The sequence below is a fragment of the Mesorhizobium sp. M0848 genome (assembly GCF_040319805.1).
Lineage (GTDB): Bacteria > Pseudomonadota > Alphaproteobacteria > Rhizobiales > Rhizobiaceae > Mesorhizobium.
Genome location: NZ_JAMYOM010000004.1, coordinates 136,142 through 157,890, shown reverse-complemented (window position 1 = coordinate 157,890; position 21,749 = coordinate 136,142). Strand labels below are relative to the sequence as shown.

The 21,749-nt window shown below is 62.3% G+C and carries 25 protein-coding genes; 7 read left to right on the top strand and 18 right to left on the bottom strand.

Annotated features, from left to right (window positions below; translation table 11 throughout):
* The first annotated feature begins 7 nt into the window (after window positions 1-7).
* Entirely contained in the window at window positions 8-739 is a 732-nt protein-coding gene (locus NKH95_RS06105; RefSeq protein WP_352440237.1) for a TetR/AcrR family transcriptional regulator, read from the top strand.
* Here NKH95_RS06105 and NKH95_RS06100 read toward each other — a convergent pair.
* Window positions 736-1,344 carry a flavin reductase family protein gene (locus NKH95_RS06100; RefSeq protein WP_352891181.1) on the bottom strand — a complete coding sequence of 203 codons (609 nt, stop codon included), beginning with the start codon at window positions 1,342-1,344 and terminating at the stop codon, window positions 736-738. The two genes, NKH95_RS06105 and NKH95_RS06100, sit on opposite strands and share 4 nt — an antisense overlap.
* Entirely contained in the window at window positions 1,345-1,929 is a 585-nt protein-coding gene (locus tag NKH95_RS06095; RefSeq protein ID WP_352891179.1) for a nitroreductase family protein, read from the bottom strand.
* A 153-nt stretch (window positions 1,930-2,082) separates the two neighbouring features.
* Between NKH95_RS06095 and NKH95_RS06090 the strand changes: the two genes are divergently transcribed.
* On the top strand, window positions 2,083-3,045 hold the full coding sequence (locus NKH95_RS06090) for an RgsD C-terminal domain-containing protein (RefSeq protein ID WP_023810491.1): 963 nt from the start codon (window positions 2,083-2,085) through the stop codon (window positions 3,043-3,045).
* Between the two features lie 34 nt (window positions 3,046-3,079).
* Here NKH95_RS06090 and NKH95_RS06085 read toward each other — a convergent pair whose 3' ends face one another.
* The 7 genes from NKH95_RS06085 to NKH95_RS06055 all read right to left on the bottom strand — a co-directional run bounded on the left by NKH95_RS06085 (window position 3,080) and on the right by NKH95_RS06055 (window position 8,538).
* On the bottom strand, window positions 3,080-3,394 hold the full coding sequence (locus NKH95_RS06085) for a type II toxin-antitoxin system RelE/ParE family toxin (RefSeq protein ID WP_023810490.1): 315 nt from the start codon (window positions 3,392-3,394) through the stop codon (window positions 3,080-3,082).
* A complete protein-coding gene (locus NKH95_RS06080) occupies window positions 3,384-3,659 on the bottom strand; it encodes a type II toxin-antitoxin system ParD family antitoxin (protein ID WP_023810489.1) in 276 nt (91 codons plus the stop codon). Before NKH95_RS06080 ends, NKH95_RS06085 begins: the two co-directional genes overlap by 11 nt.
* A gap of 108 nt (window positions 3,660-3,767) precedes the next feature.
* On the bottom strand, window positions 3,768-4,706 hold the full coding sequence (locus NKH95_RS06075; RefSeq protein ID WP_352720252.1) for a lysophospholipid acyltransferase family protein: 939 nt from the start codon (window positions 4,704-4,706) through the stop codon (window positions 3,768-3,770).
* 86 nt (window positions 4,707-4,792) lie between these two features.
* On the bottom strand, window positions 4,793-6,769 hold the full coding sequence (thrS, locus tag NKH95_RS06070) for a threonine--tRNA ligase (RefSeq protein WP_352891178.1): 1,977 nt from the start codon (window positions 6,767-6,769) through the stop codon (window positions 4,793-4,795).
* Window positions 6,770-6,944: 175 nt separating this feature from the next.
* On the bottom strand, window positions 6,945-7,772 hold the full coding sequence (blaOXA, locus tag NKH95_RS06065) for a class D beta-lactamase (RefSeq protein WP_352891176.1): 828 nt from the start codon (window positions 7,770-7,772) through the stop codon (window positions 6,945-6,947).
* Between the two features lie 147 nt (window positions 7,773-7,919).
* A complete protein-coding gene (gene yidD / locus NKH95_RS06060; RefSeq protein WP_127297163.1) occupies window positions 7,920-8,294 on the bottom strand; it encodes a membrane protein insertion efficiency factor YidD in 375 nt (124 codons plus the stop codon).
* Window positions 8,295-8,379: 85 nt separating this feature from the next.
* Window positions 8,380-8,538, bottom strand: coding sequence for a hypothetical protein (locus NKH95_RS06055; protein ID WP_081734812.1), 159 nt, complete (start codon window positions 8,536-8,538; stop codon window positions 8,380-8,382).
* A gap of 91 nt (window positions 8,539-8,629) precedes the next feature.
* Here NKH95_RS06055 and NKH95_RS06050 point away from each other — a divergent pair, with 91 nt between their 5' ends.
* Window positions 8,630-9,535: a LysR substrate-binding domain-containing protein gene (locus tag NKH95_RS06050; RefSeq protein WP_023810484.1), complete on the top strand. Its 906-nt coding sequence runs from the start codon at window positions 8,630-8,632 to the stop codon at window positions 9,533-9,535.
* A gap of 18 nt (window positions 9,536-9,553) precedes the next feature.
* Here NKH95_RS06050 and NKH95_RS06045 read toward each other — a convergent pair whose 3' ends face one another.
* Window positions 9,554-9,991, bottom strand: coding sequence for an iron-sulfur cluster assembly scaffold protein (locus NKH95_RS06045; RefSeq protein ID WP_352630189.1), 438 nt, complete (start codon window positions 9,989-9,991; stop codon window positions 9,554-9,556).
* A 239-nt stretch (window positions 9,992-10,230) separates the two neighbouring features.
* Here NKH95_RS06045 and folE point away from each other — a divergent pair, with 239 nt between their 5' ends.
* The 3 genes from folE (at window position 10,231) to NKH95_RS06030 (ending at window position 12,474) form a co-directional block, all read left to right on the top strand.
* On the top strand, window positions 10,231-10,866 hold the full coding sequence (gene folE / locus NKH95_RS06040) for a GTP cyclohydrolase I FolE (protein WP_023810482.1): 636 nt from the start codon (window positions 10,231-10,233) through the stop codon (window positions 10,864-10,866).
* 90 nt (window positions 10,867-10,956) lie between these two features.
* Complete coding sequence (gene hisI / locus NKH95_RS06035; RefSeq protein ID WP_352440229.1) at window positions 10,957-11,418, top strand: phosphoribosyl-AMP cyclohydrolase; 462 nt, start codon at window positions 10,957-10,959, stop codon at window positions 11,416-11,418.
* Window positions 11,419-11,499: 81 nt separating this feature from the next.
* Window positions 11,500-12,474, top strand: coding sequence for a patatin family protein (locus tag NKH95_RS06030; RefSeq protein WP_196815316.1), 975 nt, complete (start codon window positions 11,500-11,502; stop codon window positions 12,472-12,474).
* A gap of 7 nt (window positions 12,475-12,481) precedes the next feature.
* On the opposite strand, the gene recJ is transcribed toward NKH95_RS06030, so the two are convergent.
* The 8 genes from recJ to NKH95_RS05990 form a co-directional block, all read right to left on the bottom strand.
* Entirely contained in the window at window positions 12,482-14,266 is a 1,785-nt protein-coding gene (gene recJ, locus NKH95_RS06025) for a single-stranded-DNA-specific exonuclease RecJ (RefSeq protein WP_023810479.1), read from the bottom strand.
* Between the two features lie 180 nt (window positions 14,267-14,446).
* The gene (locus tag NKH95_RS06020) at window positions 14,447-14,680 is read right to left on the bottom strand and encodes a DUF6434 domain-containing protein (RefSeq protein ID WP_352891175.1); all 234 of its coding nucleotides are present in this window, start codon (window positions 14,678-14,680) and stop codon (window positions 14,447-14,449) included.
* Between the two features lie 73 nt (window positions 14,681-14,753).
* Window positions 14,754-15,737 carry a class II fructose-bisphosphatase gene (gene glpX / locus NKH95_RS06015; protein ID WP_023810477.1) on the bottom strand — a complete coding sequence of 328 codons (984 nt, stop codon included), beginning with the start codon at window positions 15,735-15,737 and terminating at the stop codon, window positions 14,754-14,756.
* A gap of 202 nt (window positions 15,738-15,939) precedes the next feature.
* Window positions 15,940-16,107, bottom strand: coding sequence for a Thivi_2564 family membrane protein (locus NKH95_RS06010; protein ID WP_023810476.1), 168 nt, complete (start codon window positions 16,105-16,107; stop codon window positions 15,940-15,942).
* Window positions 16,108-16,178: 71 nt separating this feature from the next.
* On the bottom strand, window positions 16,179-16,535 hold the full coding sequence (locus NKH95_RS06005) for a hypothetical protein (RefSeq protein ID WP_023810475.1): 357 nt from the start codon (window positions 16,533-16,535) through the stop codon (window positions 16,179-16,181).
* Between the two features lie 132 nt (window positions 16,536-16,667).
* Window positions 16,668-17,981, bottom strand: a complete 1,314-nt coding sequence (locus NKH95_RS06000; RefSeq protein ID WP_352891174.1) for a homoserine dehydrogenase — start codon at window positions 17,979-17,981, stop codon at window positions 16,668-16,670.
* A 47-nt stretch (window positions 17,982-18,028) separates the two neighbouring features.
* On the bottom strand, window positions 18,029-19,246 hold the full coding sequence (locus NKH95_RS05995; protein ID WP_023810473.1) for an LL-diaminopimelate aminotransferase: 1,218 nt from the start codon (window positions 19,244-19,246) through the stop codon (window positions 18,029-18,031).
* A 44-nt stretch (window positions 19,247-19,290) separates the two neighbouring features.
* A complete protein-coding gene (locus tag NKH95_RS05990) occupies window positions 19,291-19,683 on the bottom strand; it encodes a hypothetical protein (RefSeq protein WP_023810472.1) in 393 nt (130 codons plus the stop codon).
* Between the two features lie 97 nt (window positions 19,684-19,780).
* On the opposite strand from NKH95_RS05990, the gene phaC reads away from it, so the two are divergent.
* Complete coding sequence (phaC, locus tag NKH95_RS05985; RefSeq protein ID WP_023810471.1) at window positions 19,781-21,616, top strand: class I poly(R)-hydroxyalkanoic acid synthase; 1,836 nt, start codon at window positions 19,781-19,783, stop codon at window positions 21,614-21,616.
* The last annotated feature ends 133 nt before the right edge of the window (window positions 21,617-21,749 follow it).

Genomic DNA, 21,749 nt, shown 5'->3' with positions numbered 1-21,749 from the left:
GTTCATCATGCCCCGTGTCATCAAGCATCCAGAGTTCAGGCGAGAAGAACTTCTGGACCATGCCCAGACGCTTTTTCTGACGCAGGGCTATGACAAAGCGAGCCTCAACGACGTGATTGCGTCCGCCGGCGTCTCCAAGGGCGCCTTCTATCACTACTTCCCCTCCAAGGAGGCTCTTCTGGAAGCCTTGGCCGATCGCTTTGCAAGACAGGCACTGGCTGGCGTGCAAGACATAATCGACGATCCGGGCCTAGACCCGCTTGACCGCCTGAATGGCCTGCTCAGCCAGTCGCGGCGGGCCAAGATCGAGACCGCGCCGGAAGCTTGGACTCTTTTCGAGACGATGTTTCGGCCTGAGAATCTGGTGCTTTTCCACCGTATCAATCTGGCCGCCAGCGCGTCGTTTTCACCTCTGCTGGTCAAGATCATCAGGCAAGGGATCGAAGACACCACTTTCAGGACCTTCGATCCGGAAGGTGTCGCCGACATCGTCATGCAGTTCGGCATGGCCACGCATGACGTCGTTGCCAAGGCAATTGCCGGGGGCAGCGACGCCGACATGGAGATCGCGATCGAGGCCCTGGAGAAACGCGTCAGGCTCTACGAGATCGCTCTCGACCGCATACTGGGCCTGCCCGATGGAAGCATCCGGATCGGCGAGCCCGGCTATGTGCGCACCGTCATGACGGCCAGGCGGCGAAAGAGTGCCGGCAAGGCGCTGGCCAAGCCTGATATCTAGTCCTTGTCCCAGCGCGGCCGGCGCATCGAAAACACTTGGTCGACGCTGGCATAGTCCATATAGCCGAGACGAGCGACATTGCCGGCCTTGGTGATGTCGAACAGGCCGTCTGTCAGGAAGGCGTCGTCGATGTGCACGCCGACCACCTCACCGGCAACAATCACAGCGCTTGTCGGCGATCCGTCCAGCGCCTTTGGCCGAAAAACTTCCGTCACCCGGCATTCGAGCGCAGCCGGCGCTGCCGCCACGCGCGGCGGCGCGACGAGGCGCGACGGCGCCATGGCAAGATCGGCATAGACGAACTCGTTGACGCCGCGCGGTGCGTTGACCGATGTGCGGTTCATCTTCTCCGCGAGATCGCGGCTGACGAGATTGGCGACGAACTCGCCGGTTTCCTGCGCGAAGGAGGCGCTGTCCTTCTCGCCTTCCGAGGAAAACCAGACGATGAACGGTCGCGTCGAGACGGCATTGAAGAAGGAGTATGGCGCGAGATTGACCTCGCCTGCCCCGTTCAGCGTCGAAATCCAGCCGATCGGACGCGGCGCCACGATCGCCTTCGAAGGGTCATGCGGCAGGCCGTGGCCCTTTGAGGGTTCGTAGAACATTCAGCCCGCCCACGGCCCCGAATAGTCGCCGTAAAGCTTTGCCGGATCGGGCCGCGGCCGCTCCGGCGCCGGGCCGGCATAGGAGCCGATATGGATGAAGCCGACGACGCGCTCCTGCGGCGCCAGCCCCAGCAGCGTCCTGCCCTCCGGCACATCCGAATACCAGTTGCTGATCATGTTGGTGCCATAGCCCAGCGCATTCGCTGCTATCATCAGGTTCATCGCCGCCATGCCGCCCGACAGGAACATTTCCCATTGCGGGATTTTGGGATTCTCCCGGGGGATAGATACGACGCCGATCACCAGCGGCGCGCGTGAGAACCGCGCCAGTTCCTGATTGCGGCGGCCTTCCGGCAATGGGCCCTCCCGCTGCTCTGCAAGCGCTGCCAGTTGCCTGCCGATCTCGGCGCGGGCGTCGCCACGGTAGACGATGAAGCGCCAGGGCTCCAATCGGCCATGGTCGGGCACCCGCGAAGCAGCAGTGATCATCGTCGCGACCTCCGCATCGCTCGGCGCCGGCTCCTTCAGATCGGGGATCGGAGCGGAGTTTCGGGTCAGCAGGAAATCGATGATCGGCGACGCCATGGGCGCAAGTCTCCTGAACATTCTGTTTTGAGCTGAAGCGCACCATCGGGAATTCGGGCGGCTCGGGCATTGGCGCGGGATACGCCGGACGGAAGAGTCGTATCGGACTCTTAAGCCTTGAAATTGCCACCGCCATGGGCTTCAACGCAAGGCATGTTTGAGGGGACTGTCCGTCTTTTCCTGATCTGGCTCGGCGCCCTGCTGTTCATGGCGCCGGTTTCGTACGCCATGGCGCAGAACGTCGACGGTGTCAGCGACCTGAAGCTTCCGGGAATTTCGAGCTACGCGACGCCGAAAGGCGAGACGTCACTGGCACTAAGCGGCGGCGGCGCCATCACATTGTCCGCCCAGTTGACCGACAAGGGTTCCGACATCACGCGCGGCATCGTCTGGCGGGTTTTCAAGCCCGAAGCCGTCAACGGCAAATTGCCGATGGTCGCCTCCTCCCATGGCGGCACCGCCGTCTTCCAGCTCGAGCCTGGCAGCTATCTGGTTCACGCCTCCTACGGCCGGGCCGGCGCCACCAAGCGCATCACTGTCGGCAAGGACGCCAAGCGCGAAAGCCTCGTGCTCGACGCCGGTGGCCTTAAGCTCGACGCCGTGCTGTCCGGCGGCGTGCGCATTCCGCCGAAGAAGCTGCGCTTTTCGATTTACGAGGGCACCGCCGAGGCCAATGGCGACCGCGCGCTGATCATTCCCGATGTCGAGCCTAACAGCGTCGTGCGGCTCAACGCCGGCATCTACCATGTCGTCTCGACCTATGGCGCGGTCAACGCGGTCATCCGCTCCGACATCCGTGTCGAGGCCGGCAAGCTGACCGAAGCGACCGTCGAGCACCACGCCGCCGAGATCACGATGAAGCTGGTGCGCGAAACCGGCGGCGAGGCGATCGCCGATACCTCCTGGTCGCTGCTCAATGAGTCCGGCGATCCGATCAAGGAAACTGTCGGCGCCTTCGCCTCTATGGTGCTGGCCGAGGGCGACTACACCATCATCGCCAAGAACCGCGACCGCATCTACCAGAAGGATTTTACGGTCGTGGCCGGGCAGAACCAGGAAATCGAGGTTCTGGCCACCGAGGCCGCGGCGATGGATCCCGAAGAAGGTGCTGATTAGACCAGACTGCAGTTCGCAATCCCTACCAGAGGAATCAGGTGTCTGCTTCATCCTCTGAACTGGCCGGATAATCCTGTCCGCCGTAGAGCACACGCAGGATGACCACGGTGTCACCGTTGACCCGGAAAACGATAGATACGCGGCGTTCAAAACCGACGATGCGGACGCCGGGGCCAACAGCGTCGCGCACGGTCCCGCGCTCCGGGAAGGTGGACAGCGCCATACACGCGGCCTCTATGCGGTTGACATAGTCGCCGGCACGCCGATTCCCGCTGTCGTTTTCGATGTAATTGTAGATGGCGAAGAGGTCGGCTTGAGCCGCTGGCCTGAAGACGACCTTATGCGTCACGCTTAGAGGCCTTCATGCGGTCCGCATGATGGGCGCGCAACGCTTTGAAGACGTCTTCTGCCGGGATGTCCGGACGCGGGTCGTCAAGGGCTTCCTGGACCTTGGCGTGCATAACAGCGGTGATGATCTGCTCCTCGCGATCGAGGGCGCGTAGCGCCGCGCGCATGACTTCGCTGGCGGAATCGTAGGCGCCCGAGGCCAGACGTGCGTCGACGCTGCTCTGCTGGCGGCCGAGGGTCACGGTGATTGGTTTGCTGGTTCTCATGGCAAGTTCGTTTCTTGCCTCCTTATAGCACCGCAACGTTACAGTGTCATACTATTTTCTGAACGGACGGTCGAGTCTCGGCCCCTCGCGAGCCGGACGTTTGTTGCCTCAAGCAGCCAGCTTGGTCCGCGCCGGCAGGAACGGAATCCGGCGGCGCCTCACGACTGGCGCAAGGTCGAACACGCCGCGATAAAGGCGGTCGAGCAACTCCTTGCGGTCGCGCAATGGCTCCAGTTCGCTCCAGCTCAGCATCTTGCCGACACGCACGTCGATCGCCTTGCCGGACAACCGCGCGAATTCGTGGATGAGCAGCGACGTGCGCAATGTCACCGAGGCCTTGCCGATGAATTTCGCCACCCGGCCGTCGCTCTCAGCCATGTTCATCGGGCCGCTGACCAGATGGAACAGCCTGCCGTTCTGCCCGGAAAAATGCATCGGGATGACCGACGCTTTGGCCTCCTGGACGAGACGGGCCGGAAACATCTTCCACGGCAGGTCGCGCGCCCGGCCAAAACCTTTTGGCGCGGTGGCGACACCGCCGGCCGGAAACACCACGATGGTGACGCCCTCCTTCAGCAGCCGCACCGCTTCATGGCGCACGGCCATGTTGTTCTTCAGCGCGTCCTTGGTCTCGGAAAAGTCGATCGGCAGCGAGTAGGGCTCCATCTCGCGGATCTTGAGCAGGTCCTTGTGGATCATCACCCGGAACGGCCGTCCGAGCTGCTCGGCCAGCGACAGCACGGCAATGCCGTCACCGATGCCGAACGGATGATTGGCGACGATCACCAGCGGCGTATCAGGCAATTGCGCTGGCGGCCACTGATCTGCCGTCCGCACGCGGACGTCGATCAGGTCGAGCATGCGGCTGAACACACGCTCGCCGGTCGGCACGACCTGGCGGCGCCAAAAATCGTAAAGCGCGGTGTAGCGGTCGCGGCCCGACAGGCCTTCGATCGAATGGATGAACCAGCGCGTCAGCGCCGGCTGGCGCGGATTGGCATAGGAAAGCTCGGGAAAGGGTCGTTCGCGCGATTTCAGCTTGAGCATAGGGGTTCGTTACAAGGTCGGCGTGACAAGGATATGAAAATGGCGGTGGATCGCTCCACCGCCATTTGGCCGAAAAACTATGCCGATCAGGCAGCGAGTTTGCGCCTGCGGTCGGGCGTGACGGCTTCTTCGGTCAATTGCGCGATCGCCTGGTCAAGGCCAAGCGATTCCTGGTCGCGTGAGCCCAGCCGGCGCATGTTGACCGTCTGCTCTTCGGCCTCGCGCTTGCCGCAGACGAGGATGACCGGAACCTTGGCCAGCGAGTGTTCGCGGACCTTGTAGTTGATCTTCTCGTTGCGCAAATCCGCTTCCGCCAACAGCCCGGCGGCCTTCAGCTTTGCCACCACTTCGGTCGCATAGCCGTCGGCATCCGAGGTGATCGTCGCCACCACCACCTGCAGCGGCGCGAACCACAGCGGGAAATGGCCGGAATAGTTCTCGATCAGGATGCCGAGGAAGCGCTCCATCGAACCGCAGATGGCGCGGTGCACCATCACAGGCTGCTTCTTCTCGGAATCGGAGCCGATATAGAAGGCGCCGAACCGTTCCGGCAGGTTGAAGTCGACCTGCGTCGTGCCGCACTGCCATTCGCGGCCGATGGCATCCTTGAGCACATATTCGAATTTCGGTCCGTAGAAGGCGCCTTCGCCCGGATTGATCGAGGTCTTGATGCGATTGCCGGATCGTGTCCTGATCGTCTCCAGCACGCTGCCCATGATTGCTTCGGCGTGATCCCAGGCTTCGTCGGTGCCGACGCGTTTGTCGGGCCGCGTCGAAAGCTTGACGCTGATTTCGTCAAAACCGAAATCAGCATAGGTCGACAGGATCAGGTCGTTGATGCGCAGGCACTCCGCGGCCAGCTGCTCCTCGGTGCAGAAGATGTGCGCATCGTCCTGCGTGAAGCCGCGCACACGCATCAGCCCGTGCAGCGCGCCCGACGGCTCGTAGCGATGCACATTGCCGAATTCCGCAAGCTTCACGGGTAGATCGCGATAGGACTTCAACCCATGCTTGAAAATCTGCACATGGCCCGGACAGTTCATCGGCTTTAACGCGAAGACCCGGTCGTCATCGGTGTCGTCGCCGGCGACCGTCACCTTGAACATGGCGTCGCGATACCAGCCCCAATGGCCTGACGTCTCCCACAGGCTCTTGTCGAGCACCTGCGGCGCGTTGACCTCCTGATAGCCATGCTCGTCGAGGCGGCGGCGCATGTAGTTGACCAAGTTCTGGAACATCTTCCAGCCCTTGGCATGCCAGAAGACGACGCCCGGTCCCTCTTCCTGGAAATGGAACAGGTCCATCTCGCGGCCGATCTTCCTATGGTCGCGCTTCTCGGCCTCCTCCAGCATCATCTGGTAGGCTTCGAGCTGCGCCTGGTCGGCCCAGGCCGTGCCGTAGATGCGGGTCAGCATCGGGTTGTTCGAATCCCCGCGCCAATAGGCGCCGGCCACCTTCATGAGTTTGAAGGCATTGCCGATCTGCCCGGTCGAGGCCATGTGCGGGCCACGGCAGAGGTCGAACCAGTCGCCCTGCGCATAGATCTTGAGATTCTGATCCTCAGGAATGGCGTCGATCAGCTCCAGCTTGTAGCGCTCGCCCTTGTCGGCAAAGACTTTTTTCGCCCTGTCGCGCGACCAGACTTCCCTGGTGAACGGCTTGTTGCGCGCGATGATCTCGCGCATCTTCTTCTCGATCACCGGAAAATCGTCAGGCGTGAACGGCTCGTTACGGGCGAAGTCGTAGTAGAACCCGTTCTCGATCACCGGCCCGATGGTCACCTGCGTTCCCGGCCACAATTCCTGCACGGCTTCCGCCAGCACATGGGCCGCGTCGTGGCGGATCAGCTCCAGCGCGCGCGGGTCGTCGCGGGTGACGATCTCGACCTTGCCGGACTTGCCGAGCGGATCGCTGAGATCGCGAACGGTGCCGTCGATCGCATAGGCGACCGCCTTCTTGGCCAGCGATTTCGAGATCGATTCGGCGAGGCCAGCACCGGTCATCGCCGCGTCGTATTCGCGGACGGAGCCATCGGGAAATGTCAGAGAAACGGAATTCAGCATATCTATCTCCTATCCAGTCCCGCAAACGAGCGCGGGTGGTTGAAATGCATGTCGCCCAAAAGTGTATGGCGGTTTTGGGTTACGATATGCATAGGGAAAAGCCGGATGCGTCCGGCAGCGGCTGTCTTTTATGGACAGATTCCGCCTCCGTAAAGCCCGGCTCAAATGTCAGCGTTCATTTGATGAGGAGCGGCAGGTCCTTCAGGAACGCGGCGCGGGTCTTGAGGCCCTTGGGCATGTCGGTGCGGTTGGTGTCGACGACAAGCCGCGCAAAGACGATCTGGCGGCCATCCTTTTGCGCCCAGCCGACGAACCAGCCGAGCGAACGCTTGTCCTGAACCTTGTCGACGTCGTTGCGCAGCCTGGTGCTTCCGGTCTTGCCTTGCACCGTCCAGCCTCCGGCCTGGAAGGTCGGGATGATGGCTGATGTCATGTCGTAAGCCCTGGCCGAGACAGGCAGCTTGCGGGCCAGCAGCTTGCGCAGGAATTCGACCTGCTCGACCGGCGTGATCTTGAGCGAGGAATTCACCCAGGACTTGGTCAAACCATCATTCTTGCCGGGATTGCCGGAAACATCGGCGTTGCCGTAGTCGAATTTCGAGACATAACCGGCAAAACTCCCAGACCCAAGCCGGCGGGTGATTTCCCGGGAAAACCACAGGATCGAATCCCGCTCCCAGACCACCGGATCGACGGTCTTCTGATCCCGCTTCACCGCGTTGAATTCAGGCTTGTAATCCCAGCTCGGCGTGTGCTCGTCGCTCAGGATCCCGCTGTCATAGCCGATCAGCGACAACGGCAACTTGAACGTCGAAGCCGGGCTGAACCGCTCGTCGCACACCCCGTCCTGGTAGAGCGCCTTGCCGCTCGCCGCATCGGCGATCACCGTGCACTGCACGTCCCCCAGCGGCGCCGATTGCGCGCGCAGCGGAAATCCCAGCAGCCAGGCGAGCAGGAACAGTATCCCGGCAAAGATGAAGGGAAGACGGTCGAAATTGCGCATTTTCTGCTCGCTCCAGAAGGGGGTTCGGGAGCGGCTTAGCGAGGTCTCTTGTCTCGATTTTGTCTCAAATGCGCAGTCTTTGTGCAGGCTGTTGTTAACCCTACCGGATCGTAAACGGGCAGAGCCGGCGGGACCTGACTGACGCGATCACCCCTGCGCTTCGCCGCGCTTGCTGCCGATCCGCCAGTACCGCCATGGCGTGAACCAGACATAACGATCCTCCAGCACCTCCGGCACGAGGTCTATGCCATGCGTGCCGAATGGCCCGCAGCGCAGCACCCGGAAAAATCCCATCCAACCGCCCGCCCACAGCCCATGGCGGGCGATCGCCTCATGGGCATATTCCGAACAGGTCGGCAGATGCCGGCAGGAATTGCCGACAAAGCCCGACAATGTCAGCTGGTAGAGGCGCACGAGCGACGTGCCGAGGAGACGGCCCGGCGTCTTGCGCCATGGACCGGGCCAGTTACGGCCGCGTTTCGGCGGCCGGGCGATATGCGCATGCCCATGCTGGTCGCGCACCACAGTCTCCGTTTCGCTGTTCCCACGCGATAGATGTGGGCTTCTACTGGAGAACGCAATCCCCGCGCCCTGCATGGCCCCACCGTCACGGACGGAAACGACGAAACGGCTGCCAGTCAGCCGAAGCCACCCACCGGCCACGACTGGTCGGCTCTTCGTAACGCTTTTCATGCTGTCTTCTGTCACGCCATTGAAACGTTGCGATCCGCATGACATCGCCAAAGATGCTCAGCAACTGGATCATGGTCGGTCTCCTTTGATGCGATTAGACGGCCGCTGGCCTTCGCCTTCAAACGAGTATAATTTCCACTTCGGATAATCCTGGGTTATGCGAAATGAAGCGTGGGCGCCTGCCGTTGACGGCATTGAGGAGCTTCGAGGCGGCGGGCCGGCATCTGAGCTTCAGCCGGGCCGCCGAGGAGCTTTTCGTCTCACAGGCGGCGATCAGCCGGCAGATCCGGGAACTCGAAATCTTCCTGCGCCAACCCTTGTTCGAACGTCACCATCGCCGTGTCGAACTGACCGACACCGGACGGCGTCTGCTGGATCAGCTTGTCAGAAGTTTCGACGCTATCGATACCTTGCTTGGAGAACTGGTGGCGACACCGGCGCAGTCCGTGGTCCGTGTCAGTGTCGAGCCGTCGCTTGCATCCGTGTGGCTGGTGCCACGGCTCAACCGGTTTCGCCAATTGCGGCCTGACATCGACATCTCGCTCGAGGTCGATCCAAGGCTGATCGAGTTCCGCAGCGATCAGCCGGAGCTTGCCTTGCGCTTCAGCGCACATGCCACCGCGTGGCCGCGCAGCGAAGCCGAGCAACTTGCTTCGACAGTCGACTCACCTGTTCTGTCGCCGGCGCTGCTTGCCTCGGGCCCCGCCCTCGAGAAGCCGATCGATCTTGGTCGCTACACGCTTTTGCACGAGGAGAACCGCCAGGGCTGGGCGCGCTGGTTCGAAGCGGCCGGCGTGCCCGCCGACGCCGTGCCGGCGCGCGGGCCGATGCTGGCGGATGCGTCGCTTTCAAAGCAGGCCGCCTTGCTCGGACATGGCGTTGCACTGGGCGATCTCTTGCAGATCGGCGGAGAAGTCGCGTCCGGCGCGCTGGTCAAGCCGTTCGACATCGACGTCGCATCCGGCGCCTATTGGCTGGTGGCCAGAAGCTTGCGCGATCTGTCGGAGCCGGCCGCCGCGTTCGCGGACTGGGTACGCGGCGAATTTGCCGAAAGCAGACGTGCATTGTAAACGGTCGGTTGCCGGCCCTCAGGCTTCGGCGCGCTTCTCGATCTGGCCGATGGCGTCGACCACGGCGTCGAAAGTCAGCATGGTCGAGGCATGACGGGCCTTGTAATCGCGCACCGGCTCCAGATATCTGAGGTCCGCGAAGCGACCGTCCGGCGGGGCGCCATTTTCCTTGAGCATCTTCAGCATGGTGTCGCGCACCGCGCGCAATTCCTCGGCGCTCGCGCCGACGACATGTTGCGCCATGATCGATGACGACGCCTGGCCGAGCGCGCAGGCCTTCACATCATGGGCAAAGTCCGTGACCACGCCGTCCTGCATCTTGAGGTCGACGGTGACCGTGGAACCGCATAGCTTGGAGTGCGCCTTGGCGGTTGCGTCAGGATGATCGAGCCGGCCGATGCGGCCAATGTTCCCGGCAAAACCGAGAATTTTCGCGTTGTAGACCTCGTTTATCATTATTTTCCAATCCGTCGCCGCCAAGCGAACAGCGATTGCCGCTGTCGTGTCTTCCTTTCGCTCGCTATGACCTTATATAATGGTGGCAGTCCGGTATCGACAAGAAGACGAAAGCCAATGTCCTTGCCGGGAAGTTCACGCCGCTTACGGGGCTGGAAACGGGGCGAGTTTCCGACACCGAAAGGTCGTGGTCCGTTCAACTCGTTCCTCCGCCGAGAGGGACTACGGGAGACGCCTTTATGGATGCCGTCATCAAGAAGCTCATGCCACAGTCAGCCTATATGGAAAAGCCGGTCACCGACCGGCCGAGCGAAGCCGAAGTCGAAGCCGCCGTGCGCACGCTTTTGCGCTGGACCGGCGACAATCCGGACCGCGAGGGGCTGGTCGACACGCCGAAGCGGGTGGCAAAGGCCTACCGCGAAATGTTCGGTGGCTACGACATGTGCCCGGCCGACGAGCTCGGCCGCACCTTCGAGGAGGTCGCCGGCTACGATGATCTGGTCATCGTCAAGGACATAACATTCCATTCACATTGCGAGCACCATATGGTGCCGATCATCGGCAAGGCGCATGTCGGCTATCTTCCGGACGGCAAGGTCGTCGGCCTGTCCAAGATCGCCCGCGTCGTCGATATCTTCGCCCACCGCCTGCAGACCCAGGAGGCGCTGACGGCGCAGATCGCCGGCGTCATCCAGGACGTGCTCAATCCACGCGGCGTCGCCGTCATGATCGAGGCCGAGCACATGTGCATGGCCATGCGCGGCATCCGCAAGCAGGGTTCAACCACGCTGACCTCGACCTTCACCGGCGTTTTCAAGGACACGCCCGAAGAGCAGGTCCGTTTCGTCACCATGGTGCGCGGCGGCGGGGTCTGATCGGCCCTCGCCGGCCATCAGACCATGATCCCGAAAAGTGGAGACCGGTTTTCGGACAAGATCATGGTCAAAGAGGAAAATGGACCGGCGATGTCGGCACTGGAATTTCCAAAAGCTCCGTCAGACAAGAAAGCGCTTGAGGAAGGCGCGGTGTTTTCGCCGCGCTTCGATGCAGCCGGGCTGGTCACGGTCATCGTGACAGACGCCGCGGACGGCATGCTGTTGATGGTTGCGCATATGAATGCGCAAGCACTGGCACTGACACTGGAGACCGGCATAGCCCACTACTGGTCGCGCTCGCGGGACGCACTTTGGAAAAAGGGCGAAACATCAGGCAATTTTCAGCATGTCGTCGAGATGCTCACGGATTGTGACCAGGATGCCATATGGTTGCGCGTCAAAGTATTGGGCCACGACGCAACCTGTCACACTGGCCGGCGTTCATGCTTTTATCGGACGGTGGGGCTGATCGATGGCAAGGGGACGCTTGCCGACGACGGCAGCAAGCCGCTGTTCGATGCGGAAAAAACGTATCGGAAACCACTAGCTTGAACCTTCTGCCTGACACCGACCACACGGATTCATCATTTCGATACGGCCCGCTCGTATAGTAGCCGTGGGACAAGGGAGATCATGATGCTCGAGTGGGCGTCATTGCGTAACAGACCAGATGTCAGGGAGGCCAACGGCCTGTCCTCGTCAGGCGGCGCGTCCGAAACGAACTCCCAGAAGAAAACAGGCATTTCGCTCGCCTTAGGTGGCGGGTGCGCCCGCGGCTGGGCGCATATAGGCGTGCTGCGCGCGCTCGACGAAGCCGGCATCGAAGTATCGATGATCGCCGGCACCTCGATCGGCGCGCTGGTCGGCGGCTGCTATCTCGCCGGCAAACTGGACGAACTGGAAGAATTCGCCCGCAGCCTGACCAAGCGCCGCATCTTCGGCCTGCTCGATCTCAATTTGCGCGGCAGCGGCCTGTTCGGCGGCATGAAGCTCGATGCAAGGCTGCGCGAGCACATGGCCGGCATTCGTTTCGAGGACCTTGCCAAGCCGTTCGTGGCGGTCACCTCCGAAATCCGCACCGGCCACGAAATCTGGCTGTCGAGCGGCTCATTGATCACCGCCATGCGCGCCTCCTATGCGCTTCCCGGCGTGTTCGAGCCGGTGAATTGCAATGGCCGCGTGCTGGTCGACGGCGCGCTGGTCAACCCCGTACCGGTTTCGGTCTGCCGCGCCTACGAGCAGCCGCTCGTCGTGGCGGTCAACCTTCACTATGATCTGTTCGGCCGTGCCGCGGTGATAAAACACAGCGCCGGCGAACTGGTCATCGAAAAGGACGCACCAAGGCCCGGCAAGGTCGACGCCGAGCACCAGTCGCATCAGACGCGGCTCGGCATTACCGGCGTCATGGTCGAGGCCTTCAACATCATCCAGGACCGCATTTCGCGTGCCAGGCTTGCCGGCGACCCGCCCGATATGTCGCTGCAGCCGAAGCTCAGCCATATCGGCCTGACCGAGTTCCACCGCGCCGACGAGGCGATCAACATCGGCTATCAGGCGACGATGGCCCAGATCGGCGAGTTGACCCGGCTGCAGACCGTTCTCGCCTGATCAAAACCTACGCACGCGCCGCATCGGTGATGCGAAACTGCACGGTGCGGTTGCCGTTCCAGTAATTTCCCGACAGCGAACCGGCGACGTGGATCGTCTTGCCCCGGTTCTTGAACAGAAATTCGCCAAGCGCGGTATCGACGGCGCGAAAGGCGATCGCCTGGATGCGGCCGCCGCTTTCCGATTGCAGCTCCACGCGGATGTGGTTGGTGCCGACCGGCCGCGCATCGGCTAGTCGGTGGCGCGGCAGCGCGAAAACGGGGGCAGCGTGCCCGGCACCGAAGGGTCCGGCCTTCTCCAGCGCATCGAGCAGGCTGAGCGTCGCGCCTTCAGCGGCAAGCGCACCGTCTATGGCCAGGCTTTCCTCGCCCTGCAGGCGGAACACGTCGGCTGCCGCCCGCTCTTCGAAAAACGCCCTGAGCTCACCAAGCTTCGCCCGCTCGACGGTGATGCCCGCCGCCATGCCATGGCCGCCGCCCTTGACGATCAGCCCCGCAACGGCCGCCTCGCGCACCAGCCGGCCGAGGTCGAAACCCGAGACCGAGCGGCCCGAACCGGTGCCGATGCCCACAGTGTTGAAGGCGATGGCGAAGGCCGGCCGGCGGGCGTGGTCCTTCAATCGCGAAGCGAGCAGGCCGACAATACCCGGATGCCAGCTGTTGCTGGCGGTGACGACGATAGCCGGGCCATTGCCGCCGGCAAGCTCTGCATCGGCCTCGGCGCGCGCCGCCGCGAGCATCTCCTGCTCCATCAACTGCCGTTCCTGGTTGAGCCGGTCGAGCGTCTCGGCAATGGTGCGCGCCTCCACCGGGTCGTCGGTCGCAAGCAACCGGCTGCCAAGTGCGGCATCGCCGATGCGTCCGCCGGCATTGATGCGCGGACCGATCAGATAGGCCAGATGGAAAGTGCTGATCGGCTCGCCGATGCGCGACACCCGTGCCAGTGCCGCCAGCCCTTCATTCTTCTGCTGGCGCGCCATCTGCAGCCCCTTGACCACGAAGGCACGGTTGACGCCGGTCAGTGGCACCACGTCACAAACAGTGGCCAATGCCACGATATCGAGCAGCGAAAGCAGGTCTGGCGGCGTAGCATCGGGCATGCGGCTACGCAGGATCCTGGCCGTCTGCACAAGGGCGAGGAAGACCACGCCGGCGGCACAGAGATGGCCCTGCCCGGAAAGGTCGTCGTCGCGATTGGGATTGACGACAGCGATTGCCGCCGGCAAGGCACCGCCGACCTGGTGGTGGTCGAGCACCACGACGTCGGCCCCGGCCTCGTTGGCGGCATCGATGGAAACGGCGCTGTTGGTGCCGCAATCGACAGTGACGATCAGTGTCGCACCACGCGAAACAAGTTCGCGCATGGCGTCGGGGTTGGGGCCATAGCCCTCGAAAATACGGTCCGGGATGTAGATTTCCGACGGCACCGAGAAATGCGTGAGGAACCGCTTCAGCAACGCCGACGAGGCGGCGCCGTCGACATCATAGTCGCCGAAGATCGCCACCTTTTCCCTGGCCATCACTGCGGCGGCGATGCGGGCCGCCGCCCTGTCCATGTCGGTCAGCGATGCCGGATCCGGCAGAAGATCGCGGATCGTCGGGTCGAGAAACCGCTCGGTTTGTTCGGCGGTGACACCACGGCCGGCAAGCACCCGCGCGACGATGTCGGGCACGCCATGGCCTTGCGCGATGGCGAGCGCAATCATGTCCTGGCGTTCTGTCAGCCGATGTTCCCAGGAAACCCCTGATACCGACTGCCTGACATCGAGGAAGAGGCGTTTTTCGCCGGTCATACGCTTTGCCAACTCATCGTTGGCCGCACGACAATGCATGCCGCCCATAAGTGCGCAGCGGTTTTGAGGCCACGACCCGCATTGGCAACAATTTCAAGCGCGTCACGTTCACGCGACGCTCTATAGGCCAAAGGCGGGCAAAGCCATGCGATTCACGGGTGTGCGCCGTCCCGGAATAGGTCAAGAAAACTGCGCTTTCCGCTTTTCAGCCTGTCGCCTAAGCCATTCGTCGGCCGCATCGCCCATCGTCTTTTCCACACCGTCCTTGAGCCAGGCCATGAAAGGCCGGTCGAACATGAATGCGTTGCCGCATTCCCCGATGAGAAAGCGACGCACATTCTGGGTGTTGCGATAGGACTTTGTGATGGCGGTGGCACGCGAAATCGGATCCGCATGCCAGTCGAACGGTTTCATCGTCAAATCCCTGCAGCCATCATCGGATGCGCCCGAATGGCTAACAATTGCAAGGCGGCTTCGCAAGCGAGCGTCAGAACTTATCCAGATCCTGATGGCGGGCCTTGATCTCGCGCACCGTCCGCGACGACGAGCGCAGCACGATCGTGTGGGTGGTGATGTAATTGTGGCCGAACTTGACGCCAGCCAGCATGTTGCCGTCGGTGACACCGGTGGCCGCGAACAACACATCGCCGCGCGCCATGTCCTCCGTCCGATAGACCCGTTTCGGATTGGAAATACCCATCTTTGCCGCGCGAGCAACCTTTTCCGCCGTGTCGAGGATCAGTCTGCCCTGCATCTGGCCGCCGGTGCAGCGCAGCGCGGCAGCGGCCAGCACGCCCTCGGGTGCTCCGCCAGTGCCCAGATAAATATCGATGCCGGTTTCTTCCGGGTCCGTGGTGTGGATGACGCCGGCGACATCGCCATCGCCGATCAGCCGGATCGCGGCCCCCGTGGCGCGCACGGCATCGATCAGCTTGGCATGGCGCGGCCGGTCGAGAATGCAGGTGGTGATTTCCGATACAGCGACGCCCTTGGCCCGAGCGAGGCTGGCGATGTTCTCAGCCGCCGAGGCGTCGATGTCGATGACGCCGTCCGCATAGCCCGGACCGATGGCGATCTTGTCCATGTAGACGTCCGGCGCGAACAGCAGGCTGCCCTTTTCGGCGATCGCGATGACCGCGAGTGCATTGGGCAGGTTCTTGGCGCAAATCGTCGTGCCTTCGAGCGGATCGAGCGCGATATCGACGGCCGGACCTTTGCCAGTGCCGACTTCCTCGCCGATGTAGAGCATCGGCGCCTCATCCCGTTCGCCTTCGCCGATCACCACCGTGCCCTTGATGGAAAGCCGGTTGAGCTCCTGGCGCATGGCATCCACGGCTACCTGGTCGGCCGCCTTTTCGTCGCCGCGCCCGCGCAGCCTGGCGGCCGCGACGGCGGCTCGTTCGGTGACGCGCACCAGTTCCATGGTGAGTATCCGGTCAAGGCCGGCGACGATGTTCTGGGCCACATTCATCTGGTGATTTCCTCGTTGCCAATGCGGCCCCCGCCGGAGGCGGGCCTGTTTTGTCAAACGAGCATGACAACGGCAAGACCTGCGGAAGATTTTATCGAATAGTCAGCAATATCAATCGATTAAACCGCATTTTTGAAACAAGGCCAGCCGGCCGCAATGAACCGGGCCGGCCTTGAAAAGCGAAAGTTAGACCTCTTTGGCGCTAGAAAACCGCAAGATATTTGAGCAGCGAAATGATGCCGATTATGAGGACGATAACCTGCACGATCTGCCTCATCCGGCCGTCGAGCGGCAGGCGCTGAACAAGATAGAGAACGAGGATGATGACGAGGAATGTGATCAGGATGCTAATCAAGGCGGATGAAGCCACAGTGCCCTCCTTAAAAATGATGTGCTGAAACAAGGAAACGAGCCGGCAAACCCGGCCCTATCGCGCCGTGGTCAATACCAGCGGCGCGACGTATCGTTCGTCGACTGACCTATGGCGAAACCGGCCATAAAGCCGAGCAAACCGATCACGCCGACCAGGGCAGTCGTCGTACCGGGGTTTTCGCGCGCTACTTCCGAGACGGACTGAGCCTGGCTGCGCAGTTGTTGCGCCGTACGCGAAGCGCGGCTCGCGGCCGTGTCGTACAACTCGGACGCCTGTTCGCTGGCGTCATCGAGCATTTCCGCGCCCCGCGCCGAAATGCTCTTGTTGATCTTGGTGATCTCCTTGCGCAAATCGGCAATCTGCTTTTCCAGCGTCTTCTGGATGTCGTCGATATTAGGGGTGTCGGACTTGTTGGCATCGGCCATGAAGCGGTTCCTCTGGTTGCTGACCAAGAGAACGGCGACGACACCAATTCGTTCCCGTGTGGCGGCTGTCCCCACCAGACCGGACCTCAATGCCTGCGGGATTCCTGTCCCGCAGGGCCTATCGGGCAAAAGCTACCCTGCCCGCTCGATGCGGATGACCTGCGGCTTGTCGGTCAGATGGCCATCCTTGGTGATGCCATCGACGGCCTTGCGCACAGCGGCCTCGGTCGTCTCGTGGGTGACGAGGATCACCGTCTTCTGTGCAGCCGCCTCGCCATTGACCGCGTGCTGAACGATCGATTCCAATGAAATATCATTATCGGCCATGCGCTTGGCGATTGCCGCGAACACGCCGATGCGGTCATGCACGGTCAGCCGGATGAAATAGCCGCCGGCATGGCTGCGCATCTGCGCCTTCTTGTAGGGTTTCAGCTCCTTCGCCGGCCGTCCGAAGACCGGACCATGCTGGAAGCCTGGCCGGCTCTTGGCGATGTCGGCGATGTCGCCGATGACGGCCGAGGCGGTGGCGTTGCCGCCGGCACCGGGGCCCGACAGAAGCAGCTCGCCCAGAATATCGGTCTCGATCGCCACCGCATTGGTGACGCCATGCACCTGCGCGATGACCGATGCGGTCGGCACCATGGTCGGGTGCACGCGCTGCTCGATGCCGCTCTCGGTGCGCTGGGCGACACCCAGCAACTTGATCCGGTAGCCAAGATCGGCGGCCGCGCGGATGTCGGCCTGGGTGATGTTGGAGATGCCCTCCATGTAGATGTCATTGGCGGCGATCCTGGTGCCAAAGGCAAGGCTGGTCAGGATCGACAGCTTGTGCGCGGTGTCGTGGCCCTCGATGTCGAAGGTCGGATCGGCTTCGGCATAGCCCAGCCGCTGCGCGTCCTTCAGGCAAGCATCAAACGAGATGCCCTCGGCCTCCATGCGCGTCAGGATGTAGTTGCAGGTGCCGTTGAGGATGCCGAACACGCGGGTGACCGAATTGCCGGCCATCGCCTCGCGCATGGTCTTGATGACGGGAATGCCGCCCGCCACTGCCGCCTCGTAGTTGAGCAGCACGCCCTTCTTCTCGGCGATTTCGGCCAGCGCAACGCCATGCTTGGCCAGCAGCGCCTTGTTGGCAGTGACGACATGACGGCCGGCTTCGAGTGCCGCTTTCACCGATGAGCGCGACGGACCCTCGTCGCCGCCGATCAGTTCGACGAACACGTCGATTTCGGCGGTCTGCGCCATCTTGACCGGATCGTCGAACCACTCTGCCGAGCTGAGATCGACGCCGCGATCGCGCTTCGGGTCACGCGCCGAGATGGCGGTGACGATGACGTCGCGGCCGCACTGGCGGGTCAGTTCCACCGCCTTGTCGCGCAGCACGCGCGCCACCGACGCGCCAACGGTGCCGAGGCCGGCAATTCCAACACGCAATGCTTCAGCCATATCCGGCGACGTCCCTCAAAATTCGATCGAAATCGTCTGCGGCAAGCTTACCGATGAGCGGAGAGCGGCACGACATTGTTGGGCTGCTTGGCGCTGGTCGACAAGAAGCGCTTGATGTTGCGCGCCGCCTGCCGGATCCTGTGCTCGTTCTCGACCAGAGCGACGCGCACGAATTCGTCGCCATGCTCGCCGAAGCCAACACCCGGCGCCACGGCCACGTCGGCATGTTCGATGAGCAGCTTGGAGAATTCGAGCGAGCCGAGATGTCGGAACGGCTCCGGGATTGGCGCCCAGGCGAACATCGATGCCGCCGGTGCCGGAATGGTCCAGCCAGCGCGGCCGAAGGCATCGACCATCACGTCGCGGCGCTTGTGATAGATATCGCGCACCTCGGCGATGTCGGCGCCGTCGCCGTTGAGCGCGTGTGCCGCCGCCACCTGGATCGGCGTGAAGGCGCCGTAATCGAGGTAGGATTTCACCCGCGTCAGCGCCGAGATCAGCCGCTCGTTGCCGACGGCAAAGCCCATCCGCCAACCGGGCATGGAGAAGGTCTTCGACATGGAGGTGAATTCGACGCAAACGTCGATCGCGCCAGGCACCTGCAGCACCGAAGGCGGCGGATTGCCGTCGAAATAGATCTCCGAATAGGCAAGGTCGGACAGGATGATGATGTCGTTCTTCTTGGCGAAGGCGACCACATCCTTGTAGAAATCGAGCGAGGCGACCAGCGCCGTCGGGTTCGACGGATAGTTGAGGATCAGCGCCAGCGGCTTCGGGATCGAATGTTTGACCCCGCGCTCGAGCGCCGGGATGAAGCCGTCGTCCGGCTCCACCTGCAGCGAGCGGATGACGCCACCCGACATGATGAAGCCGAAGGCATGGATCGGATAGGTCGGGTTCGGGCACAGGATCACGTCGCCGGGCGCCGTGATCGCCTGCGCCATGTTGGCGAAGCCTTCCTTGGAGCCAAGCGTGGCCACCACTTGCGTGTCGGGGTTGAGCTTCACGCCGAAGCGCCTGCCATAGTAGGCGGCCTGGGCGCGACGCAGGCCCGGAATGCCACGCGACGAGGAATAGCGATGCGTGCGCGGGTCGCGCACGACCTCGCACAATTTGTCGACGATAGCCTTGGGCGTCGGCAGGTCCGGATTGCCCATGCCGAGGTCGATGATGTCGGCGCCACGCGATCGGGCGCTGGCCTTCAGCCGGTTGACCTGCTCGAACACGTAAGGCGGAAGCCGGCGAACCTTGTGAAATTCTTCCATGGCAGTTCCAGACAGCGAAGGGGTGTTGGGCGCGCGCTATATACTTATTTGCAGGTAGGGTCGAGGGTGGGGTCGCATTTGGCTTCGATCTGCCTCAGCGTTTCGTCGCCATGCTTCTTGGCCAGATCCGTCAGCGCCGCCTGGTTGGCGACCTTCGGGCCGCCGCCCTTTGCCGCCTGCGCATTCTCATCCGCCTTCAATTGCGCGAGCTTGGCGTTCTTCTCGGCTTCGGTGAACTGCGACGCCGCCACTTGCGGCTTGATGTTCAGGTTCGGAAAGGTGCCGGTATCCTTCGGCCCCGCACCCGCAGCGACAGGCGTCGGGCCATTCGTGTTGGTGCTCGAGCACCCGGCAATCCCGATGAGGACGATCGCCACGCCGATGCGGCAAAAACGTCCGGCACCGAAAAAAACAGTCTCGCCAATATTAATCGTCATATTGTTTCCCTGGCAGCCGAGGTAGAGCGAGATTGGCCCGGTCGGATGTCCCATGTTAATATGTCAAGAAAAGGCCTCGGGAGGAACCCCGCCAACCATGTCCAAAACACCCGATTCGGGCAAAGCGGAAGATGACGAGCCTTCGACCGTCGAGCAATATCTGGTGAAGGACCCGGAACGCTTCGCCCTGAACATGGCGCGCATGATCGAGCAGGCCGGCAAGGCAGCTTCCGCCTGGGCTGAGCCGCGCGAAAAAGGCGACGTGCGCGACCATGTCGCCGAGCCCGTTGTCGATATGGTGAAGACCTTTTCCAAGCTCAGCGAATACTGGCTTGCCGATCCGCAGCGCGCGCTGGAAGCGCAGACGCGGTTGTTCTCCGGCTATATGACGGTCTGGGCCAACGCCATTCAGCGCACCAGCAACGCCGCGCAAGACACCGAGGACGCGGTCAAGCCGGAGCGCGGGGACAAGCGCTTCCTCGACCCGGAATGGGGCCGCAATGCCTTCTTCGATTTCCTCAAGCAGGCCTATCTCGTCACCTCGCGCTGGGCGGCCGATCTGGTCGAGCACGCCGAAGGTCTGGACGAGCACACCCGCCACAAGGCCGGCTTTTACGTCAAGCAGGTGTCCAACGCCATCTCGCCGTCGAATTTCATCCTGACCAATCCGGAACTGTTCCGTGAAACCGTCGCCTCGAACGGCGAAAACCTGGTGCGCGGCATGAAGATGCTGGCCGAGGACATCGCCGCCGGCAAGGGCGACCTGAAGCTGCGGCAGGCCGACTACTCCCCCTTCGAGATCGGCAGGAACATCGCCACCACTCCCGGCAAGGTGGTCGGCCGCAGCGACGTCGCCGAAATCATCCAGTACGACCCGGCCACCGAGACGGTGCTCAAGCGGCCCCTGCTGATCTGCCCGCCATGGATCAACAAATTCTACATCCTCGATCTGAACCCGCAGAAATCCTTCATTCGCTGGGCGGTTGAACAGGGCCACACCGTGTTCGTCATCTCCTGGATCAATCCGGACGAGCGCCACGGCACCAAGAGCTGGGAAGCCTATATCCGCGAGGGTCTGCAATATGGCCTCGACACGGTCGAGAAGGCCACCGGCGAACGCGACGTCAACGCGATCGGCTATTGCGTCGGCGGCACGCTTTTGGCGGCGGCACTGGCGCTGATGGCGCAAGAGGGCGACGACCGCATAAAATCGGCTACGTTCTTCACCACGCAGGTCGACTTCACCCATGCCGGCGACCTGAAAGTGTTCGTCGACGAAGAACAGGTCGCCGCTGTGGAAAAGTCGATGAGCGAAAAAGGCTATCTCGACGGCACCAAGATGGCGACCGCCTTCAACATGCTGCGCTCAGGCGACCTGATCTGGCCCTATGTCGTCAACAACTACATGCGCGGCAAGGATCCCCTGCCCTTCGACCTGCTCTACTGGAATGCAGATTCCACCCGCATGGCGGCGGCCAATCACTCTTTCTACCTGCGCAACTGCTATCTCGAGAACAACCTTTCGCAAGGCACGATGGAACTGGCGGGCCATACGGTCTCGCTCGGCGACATCACCATCCCGGTCTACAACCTCGCCTCCAAGGAAGATCACATCGCGCCGGCGCTTTCGGTGTTCCTCGGCTCGAAATATTTCGGCGGCACAGTCGAGTATGTGATGGCCGGATCGGGCCATATCGCCGGTGTCGTCAATCCGCCGGCATCCAACAAATACCAGTATTGGACCGGGGGTATGCCGACGGGCGACTTCAGCCAGTGGATAGCCAATGCCACCGACCATCCAGGATCCTGGTGGCCGCACTGGCAAGACTGGATAGAGGCCAAGGACAACACGCGCGTGCCTGCCCGCAAACCGGGCAAGCATATGAAAACCTTGGGTGATGCTCCCGGCACCTATGTGAAAGTACGTGTGTAACGGACTGTAATGTGTGGTGAGTTGACGGACCGCCAAAAGCGGGCGAAATGGTGTCGTCAACCATCAAGCGGCCGTAATTCGGCAATCACCGCAAAAATACTTTCAGGCTTGCGGATTTGACACAGGTCTCGTT

What these genes read in the sequence shown, in the direction of transcription:
- NKH95_RS06105 (WP_352440237.1), top strand. Translation starts at nt 8, where the DNA reads ATGCCCCGTGTCATCAAGCATCCAGAGTTCAGGCGAGAAGAACTTCTG.
- NKH95_RS06100 (WP_352891181.1), bottom strand. Translation starts at nt 1,344, where the DNA reads ATGTTCTACGAACCCTCAAAGGGCCACGGCCTGCCGCATGACCCTTCG.
- NKH95_RS06095 (WP_352891179.1), bottom strand. Translation starts at nt 1,929, where the DNA reads ATGGCGTCGCCGATCATCGATTTCCTGCTGACCCGAAACTCCGCTCCG.
- NKH95_RS06090 (WP_023810491.1), top strand. Translation starts at nt 2,083, where the DNA reads ATGTTTGAGGGGACTGTCCGTCTTTTCCTGATCTGGCTCGGCGCCCTG.
- NKH95_RS06080 (WP_023810489.1), bottom strand. Translation starts at nt 3,659, where the DNA reads ATGAGAACCAGCAAACCAATCACCGTGACCCTCGGCCGCCAGCAGAGC.
- NKH95_RS06075 (WP_352720252.1), bottom strand. Translation starts at nt 4,706, where the DNA reads ATGCTCAAGCTGAAATCGCGCGAACGACCCTTTCCCGAGCTTTCCTAT.
- thrS (WP_352891178.1), bottom strand. Translation starts at nt 6,769, where the DNA reads ATGCTGAATTCCGTTTCTCTGACATTTCCCGATGGCTCCGTCCGCGAA.
- blaOXA (WP_352891176.1), bottom strand. Translation starts at nt 7,772, where the DNA reads ATGCGCAATTTCGACCGTCTTCCCTTCATCTTTGCCGGGATACTGTTC.
- NKH95_RS06055 (WP_081734812.1), bottom strand. Translation starts at nt 8,538, where the DNA reads ATGATCCAGTTGCTGAGCATCTTTGGCGATGTCATGCGGATCGCAACG.
- NKH95_RS06050 (WP_023810484.1), top strand. Translation starts at nt 8,630, where the DNA reads ATGAAGCGTGGGCGCCTGCCGTTGACGGCATTGAGGAGCTTCGAGGCG.
- NKH95_RS06045 (WP_352630189.1), bottom strand. Translation starts at nt 9,991, where the DNA reads ATGATAAACGAGGTCTACAACGCGAAAATTCTCGGTTTTGCCGGGAAC.
- folE (WP_023810482.1), top strand. Translation starts at nt 10,231, where the DNA reads ATGGATGCCGTCATCAAGAAGCTCATGCCACAGTCAGCCTATATGGAA.
- hisI (WP_352440229.1), top strand. Translation starts at nt 10,957, where the DNA reads ATGTCGGCACTGGAATTTCCAAAAGCTCCGTCAGACAAGAAAGCGCTT.
- NKH95_RS06030 (WP_196815316.1), top strand. Translation starts at nt 11,500, where the DNA reads ATGATGCTCGAGTGGGCGTCATTGCGTAACAGACCAGATGTCAGGGAG.
- recJ (WP_023810479.1), bottom strand. Translation starts at nt 14,266, where the DNA reads ATGACCGGCGAAAAACGCCTCTTCCTCGATGTCAGGCAGTCGGTATCA.
- NKH95_RS06020 (WP_352891175.1), bottom strand. Translation starts at nt 14,680, where the DNA reads ATGAAACCGTTCGACTGGCATGCGGATCCGATTTCGCGTGCCACCGCC.
- glpX (WP_023810477.1), bottom strand. Translation starts at nt 15,737, where the DNA reads ATGAATGTGGCCCAGAACATCGTCGCCGGCCTTGACCGGATACTCACC.
- NKH95_RS06005 (WP_023810475.1), bottom strand. Translation starts at nt 16,535, where the DNA reads ATGGCCGATGCCAACAAGTCCGACACCCCTAATATCGACGACATCCAG.
- NKH95_RS06000 (WP_352891174.1), bottom strand. Translation starts at nt 17,981, where the DNA reads ATGGCTGAAGCATTGCGTGTTGGAATTGCCGGCCTCGGCACCGTTGGC.
- NKH95_RS05995 (WP_023810473.1), bottom strand. Translation starts at nt 19,246, where the DNA reads ATGGAAGAATTTCACAAGGTTCGCCGGCTTCCGCCTTACGTGTTCGAG.
- NKH95_RS05990 (WP_023810472.1), bottom strand. Translation starts at nt 19,683, where the DNA reads ATGACGATTAATATTGGCGAGACTGTTTTTTTCGGTGCCGGACGTTTT.
- phaC (WP_023810471.1), top strand. Translation starts at nt 19,781, where the DNA reads ATGTCCAAAACACCCGATTCGGGCAAAGCGGAAGATGACGAGCCTTCG.